We start from the raw sequence: 5,838 nt of genomic DNA, 5'->3' as shown, positions 1-5,838 counted from the left end.
GGTCGGCGACGTGAGCCGTTTTGAGAGCCCTCGCCAGCTCATGGGCTACCTCGGCCTCGTTCCGGGCGAGCGATCGACTGGAGAGACAAAGACCCGGCACACGAAGGCATTCCTGAAAGCGCAGCCGAACAAATCCGATCGCATAGATGCCCGCGGGATCGCTCAGATGATGCGGGTCAATCTGTTCCGCCCGGTGCATGTGAAGACAATGACAAGCCAGAAGCGCCGGGCGCTGCTGACGGCGCGCAAGCTGCTGCAGGAAAAAGCGATCGCCATTGACAACGACATCCGCGGGCTCTTGCGCAACTTCGGGCTCAAGGTTGGCATGGTCGGTGCCGTCAAATTCGAACAACGTATCCGTGAACTCGTCGATGGCATGCCCGATCTGGCCGAGATCATCGAACCGCTGCTCGACGCGCGCAGCAAGCTGCGCCGGAATCCTGCCGCCCTTCACCGCAAGCTTCTGGTGATCGTCCGGAATGATCAGGTCTGCCGCCGGCTGATGTCGATCCCCGGTGTCGGCCCGGTCGTGGCGCTGGCCTACACCGCGACCATCGACATTCCGGCAAGCAAGACCCCGCGAAAGACGTTGCCATCACCGCACAGCGAGATCCGGCCGATGCGGCGGGACGTTGCGCTGATCGGCAACGAAGGCGCCGCCGGGCGAGATCGCGCATCAGGGGTTCGGTGACCGGCGTGTCGGCGAAGTCGAAGTCGTCGATGTCCTTGGCCAGCGGCAACTTGGCGACGGCGAACTGGTATTTGATGGAGCGGGCCTGCTTCTCCGATATCTCGGCTTGCAAGAGATCACCGACAATCCTGGGCGGCTCGTGCCGTCGCTTGATGGCGACGCCCATGATCTCGTCATAGGCGCTGCGCATTCCGTAGAGCTTCAGCGCCCCCATCAGTTCCAGAACCTCGGTGCGTTTCCGTTTGTCCTCCTGAGACTGTCATAGCTGGCGCAGTCGGCGACCGGCTCGTGAGCTAGGGTCAGGGCCTGTGGAATGGAAAGGATCGTGCCCGGCGCCGGATCGCGGCTGCGGGCCAGGATGTTGAGGATCACCGCCGCCGATGAGACACCATGCTCGAGCGCTTCCTGACAGGCCGTCTCGACCGCGTTCAATCCGTCGGTCAGCACGCAAGTGAGGATCGACACCATCTGCCGGTCGCCGTCATCGGCAGCCTTGAGCTTGCGGCGCACCTTCTCCATGGCTGACGGCAGAACCCAGGCCCGGAACGGCGCGCCGTTGCGCAGGCCGTTCGGTTTGCGGGCCATCACCGGCACGTAGTGCCAGGGATCGTAGACGACCTCGTTGCGGCCGAAAGAGCGTGCGTGCTCGCCGACGACCGCGCCATCCTGGCGGATGACGATCCGGTCGGCATAGGCATGGATCTCGACCGGCCGGCCGACGGCGCTCGACAGCACCGAGTATTTGTTGTTGTCGAAGCGCACCGTGCAGGTCTTCGACACCGACGCGGGAATGCAATGGTAGCCGTCGAAGCGACCGGCATAGGGAATGAAGCTGGCGCGTTCTTCTTCGAGTACGTCCCAGATCGTGCGCTCACCCTGTTCGGGATGCCGACGCGCCTTGGCATTAGGCAACGCATTTGTCGGCCAGCCAGCCGTTGAGATCCTCCAACGTCTTGAAGCGCAGCCTCGGTGTGAAGAAGCGCTCGCGCACCAGCCCGACCTGGTTCTCGACTTGCCCCTTCTCCCAGCCGGCCGCCGGTGTGCAGGCCTCCGGCTCGACAAGGTAATGCCCGCACATCTGCGCAAAGCGGCGGTTGTAGCGGTGATCCCTGCCGATGAAGATCGCGTCCACCGCCGTCTTCATGTTGTCGTAGATGCCGCGCGTGCAGGCGCCACGGAAGAAGGCGAACGCCCGGTCATGCGCGTCGAACACCATCTCCTGCGTCTCGCGCGGATAGGCCCTCACGAAGAACATGCGGCTGTGGCAGAGCCGCATGTGCGCGACCTTCACTGTCACCGTCACGCCGTCGAGCAGGACGATCTCGGTGACTCCAGTCGAACTGGTAGGCCTCGCCAGGTGCAAAACTCAGCGGAATGTAGGCCTCGGCCACGGCGCTGCCGCGATCCGCCGCCCAGCTCTGAGCATGCCGCCACCCCGAACTGTAGCTGCCGTCATAGCCGAGGCCGCGAAGCTCCTCGAAAATACGGATCAGCGTCAGCCGCTCCCGCTGCGGTTTGGCCGCGTTTGCCGACAGCAGCAGATCCAGCTTCTCACGCCAGGCTCCCATCCGGGGATAAGGCTGATGCTTGCGCTCGTAGCGGAACTCCGTCTCGCTCGAACGCAGGACCTTGCGCACCACCTTCCGGGAGATCTTCAACTCCCGGCAAATCGCCTTGATCGACTTCCCCTGCACCAGCGACAGCCGGCGAATCTTTGCAATCGTCTCCACAACCAACATCCAAAACGCAAATGCCTCCGATCAAACCGGAGGCATCTTGATGACCCCACGTTAAGGGGTCCCGTTTGGACGAAAATCACCCCTCAAACAGGGTCCTCATTCCACGAAAAATCACAAAGTCCAAGGACGAGGATGCCGGTCCGTCGGCTGGAGATCTTCACTGTTCGGGTCGGCGGCGTGAGTGGCCGCCGGAGGAGAAGGCCCGGATAGTGGCGGAGAGCGACGAGGCGGGCGAGACGGTTTGTGCTGTGGCACGCCGGTATGGACTTGCCCCGCAGCAATTGTTCACCTGGCGTCGGGCTGCTCGCCGGCCGATGGGGGAGACAGCGATATCGGAATCCATGTTCGTGCCGGCGGTGGTGACGGCAGCGCTTCCGAAGCCTGCGGCGAAGCATCGGCCACAGCCTAGAAAGCGGGAGCCGGCTCGAGACGCTGGTGTGATCGAGCTCGAGATCGACGGCATCGCAATGAGGGTGGGTCGTGGGGCGGATTCGAAGACGGTTGCAGCGGTGATCCGTGCGCTGAGAGCAACGTCGTGATCGGGCCAATGGGAGCGGTCAAGGTCATGGTGGCGACGAAGCCGGTCGACTTCCGCAAGGGAGCGGAAGCTCTGGCAGCGCTCGTGCGCGAGGCGATGGGCGCGGATCCGTTCTCGGGCACGGTCTACGTGTTCCGGGCCACGCGGGCTGACCGCATCAAGCTCGTCTACTTCGACGGCACGGGCGTATGCTTGTTCGCCAAGCGGCTGGAGGATGGCAAGTTCTGCTGGCCGGGCATTACCGATGGTGTCGTGCGACTGACGGCGGCACAGTTGCAGGCACCCCTGGAAGGCCTCGACTGGCGGCGGGTGCACGAGACGCGCGAGATGCGTGTTCCAACGACGGCGAGCTGACCATTGCATTATTGCCAAATCACTGGAATCCATGCTTGAATCCGCTTCGTGACCGACGCGGCCGCTGCCCTACCCGACGATCCTCATGCGCTTCAGGCGATGCTTCTGGCCGCGCGTGCGGAGAATGAGAGGCTCCGCCAAATCATCAAGGAGTTGCAGCGCTATCGCTTCGGGCGAAGGGCGGAGAGCCTGCCTGAGGACCAGCTGCTTCTGGGGCTGGAGGAAGCCGAGCAGGTAGAGGCGGAGGGCTTCGCCAGCGCGGAAGCCGCGGACCCCTCAAAGCGTGATGCCAGGGCTCGTAAGCGTCGCGCCAACCGCGGCTCGTTGCCCGGCCATCTGTCGCGCGTCGAGCAGGTAATCGACGTCGCCGACAAGATCTGTCCGTGCTGCCAAGGCCAGTTGCATGTAATGGGCGAGGACGTCTCCGAGCGTCTCGACATCGTGCCCGCCCAGTTCCGGGTGATTGTCACCCGTCGACCGAAGTATGCGTGTCGGGCCTGCGAAGAGGTGGTCGTGCAGGCGCCAGCGCCGGCACGTCTCGTCGAAAGCGGCATTCCTACAGAGGCCACGGTGGCTCATGTTCTGGTGTCGAAGTATGCCGACCACCTTCCCCTATATCGCCAGGCCCAGATCTACGCCCGCCAGGGCGTCAATCTCGACCGTTCGACACTCGCCGACTGGGTGGGCAAGGCAGCTTTCCTGCTTCGCCCTGTGCATGAGCGGCTGTTCGAGCGGCTGAAGGCTTCAGACAAGCTCTTCGCGGACGAGACCACTGCGCTTGTGCTTGATCCGGGCCGGGGGCGGACCAAAACGGGGCAGTTGGTTCGCCTATGCCCGAGACGACCGACCTTGGGGCGGAATGGACCTACCCGGCGTCGCCTATCTCTACGCTCCGGACCGCAAGGCCGAACAGCCGATCCGGCATCTTCAGGGCTTTGTCGGAACCCTGCAGGTCGACGGATACGCGGGTTACAAGGCATTGGCCGAACGCAACGCCGTGAGCTTGGCCTTTTGCTGGTCGCACGTGCGTCGCCGCTTCTATGAGCTCGCGCAGTCCGGCCCGCGCCGATCGCGACGGAGGCGCTCACCCGCATCGCCCAACTCTACCACATTGAGAGCGATATCCGCGGTCGTTCCGCCGACGAACGCCGCGCCGTCCGGCAGGAGAGAAGCCGTCCCGTCATCAATGCCCTTGAGCCGTGGCTTAGGCAGCAACTCACCCTTATCAGCCAGAAGACCAAGCTGGCGGAAGCTATCCGCTACGCGCTCTCGCGCTGGCAAGATCTGACAAGATTCCTCGACAACGGTCCGATCGAGATCGACTCCAACGTCGTCGAGCGCGCCATCCGTCCAATTGCGAAGACCGATTCATTATGCACCTCCTTTTTAAATGGCGGAAAACAGCGATTCCTGGTTGTCGTCGTGGATGCGACTCGGAGTATTGCGCGCCAAATCGGCCTTGATCCGTTCGTCTTCGAGGTCACTGGCGCGGATCTGGTAGGGCGCGCCGCGCATGACCTGCTCGGCCGGCAAAAGGCCATCCCTGATGAACCGGCGGATTTTGACGTGCGACACGCCGAGCTTCGCGGCCGCATCCGACATGGTGAGCCACTCGCCATTCTTGTCGAAGAGCGATAGCCGCTGATCTTGTGCACCGTGCGCAGCGATTGGACGCGTCGCGCCGTCCAGGTCTTTCCCTGACCGGTTTGCATGCCCATGCGATTGAGTGTGGCAGCGATTTCGGCATCCGACCATCGGGTTGCCATGGACCGCATGATCGCCAGAGCCTCCTCAGGCGTACGCTGGCCATGCTCTCCGGATTTGGGCTTGCGAACCCGTACCTGCGAGTGCTGGCCTCCATGCCAGTGGATGGTCAAGATCACGTCGCGCGCATCGTCATCGACATCCGCCACGATGTCCTTGATGAGCGCGCGCAGCAGTTGCTGACGACAGCGCATGTCGACACCCGGCGCATTCCAGGTGGCTTCGAGATCCTGGGCGAGGCCCGTGAAGTCCGGAACCGCGTCGACAGGCTCCACACGCTGGACTTCGCTCAGCCGGGCCTCGCAGGTCTCCACGCGCCTGAGCGTGGCTTCCCAACTCCTCTCGAGCTGGGCCGCAATAAGCCGGTTCTCCGGGTCGCAAGCGGCATAGCGGCGCTCGGCGAGCGATGCCTCATAGCGCGCCTGCTGCAGGTCCATCTCGATCATCTGCCGCCGCTTGGCTTCGCTCTCCAGTTGCATCCGTTCAGCCTCCAACGCCGCTTCGATCGCCATCGGCGCAACCGCCTCCAGCGCTTCGCGGGCCACCGCCGCGTCGGTGCGAAAGCCGTTGAACGACATGCAGGCCATAGCTCTTGCGAACGCGGCCATCAACGATCTCAGTGCGCTTCTCGCTCTTACCATAGACATACGCGCCGGCGTAGAATGGGTTCTTCAGGATCGAGATCACGTTGCGGTAGCGGATCGGAACCCAGTCGAAGGACACCATCTTCTTGCCGTCGGAGGGTCTGGGGA

At 63.4% G+C, this 5,838-nt stretch carries 2 protein-coding genes and 6 pseudogenes; 5 read left to right on the top strand and 3 right to left on the bottom strand.

The window, feature by feature from the left end; all coding sequences use genetic code 11:
* Positions 1–88 (top strand): annotated as a pseudogene (locus tag EOA86_RS19020) (transposase); the annotation flags it as partial.
* Positions 89–568: pseudogene (locus EOA86_RS19015) on the top strand (IS110 family transposase); the annotation flags it as partial.
* Positions 569–628: 60 nt separating this feature from the next.
* Here EOA86_RS19015 and EOA86_RS40415 read toward each other — a convergent pair.
* Together EOA86_RS40415 and istA are read right to left on the bottom strand one after the other, a co-directional pair.
* Positions 629–905: pseudogene (locus EOA86_RS40415) on the bottom strand (ATP-binding protein); the annotation flags it as partial.
* A pseudogene (gene istA, locus EOA86_RS19005) lies at positions 865–2,430 on the bottom strand (IS21 family transposase). The pseudogenes EOA86_RS40415 and istA, both read right to left, overlap by 41 nt.
* Before the next feature lie 209 nt (positions 2,431–2,639).
* On the opposite strand from istA, the gene EOA86_RS19000 reads away from it, so the two are divergent.
* The 3 genes and pseudogenes from EOA86_RS19000 to EOA86_RS18990 all read left to right on the top strand — a co-directional run.
* Complete coding sequence (locus tag EOA86_RS19000) at positions 2,640–2,969, top strand: transposase (protein WP_236473631.1); 330 nt, start codon at positions 2,640–2,642, stop codon at positions 2,967–2,969.
* Positions 2,970–2,977: 8 nt separating this feature from the next.
* Complete coding sequence (tnpB, locus tag EOA86_RS18995) at positions 2,978–3,322, top strand: IS66 family insertion sequence element accessory protein TnpB (protein ID WP_091597957.1); 345 nt, start codon at positions 2,978–2,980, stop codon at positions 3,320–3,322.
* Positions 3,323–3,421: 99 nt separating this feature from the next.
* Positions 3,422–4,681: pseudogene (locus EOA86_RS18990) on the top strand (IS66 family transposase); the annotation flags it as partial.
* A gap of 27 nt (positions 4,682–4,708) precedes the next feature.
* Here EOA86_RS18990 and EOA86_RS40410 read toward each other — a convergent pair.
* Positions 4,709–5,838, bottom strand: a pseudogene (locus EOA86_RS40410) (helix-turn-helix domain-containing protein); the annotation flags it as partial.

Origin of the sequence: Mesorhizobium sp. M5C.F.Ca.IN.020.32.2.1 (assembly GCF_004023105.1) — a bacterium.
Taxonomy (GTDB): domain Bacteria; phylum Pseudomonadota; class Alphaproteobacteria; order Rhizobiales; family Rhizobiaceae; genus Mesorhizobium; species Mesorhizobium wenxiniae.
This window is presented reverse-complemented; position numbering and strand designations above follow the sequence as displayed.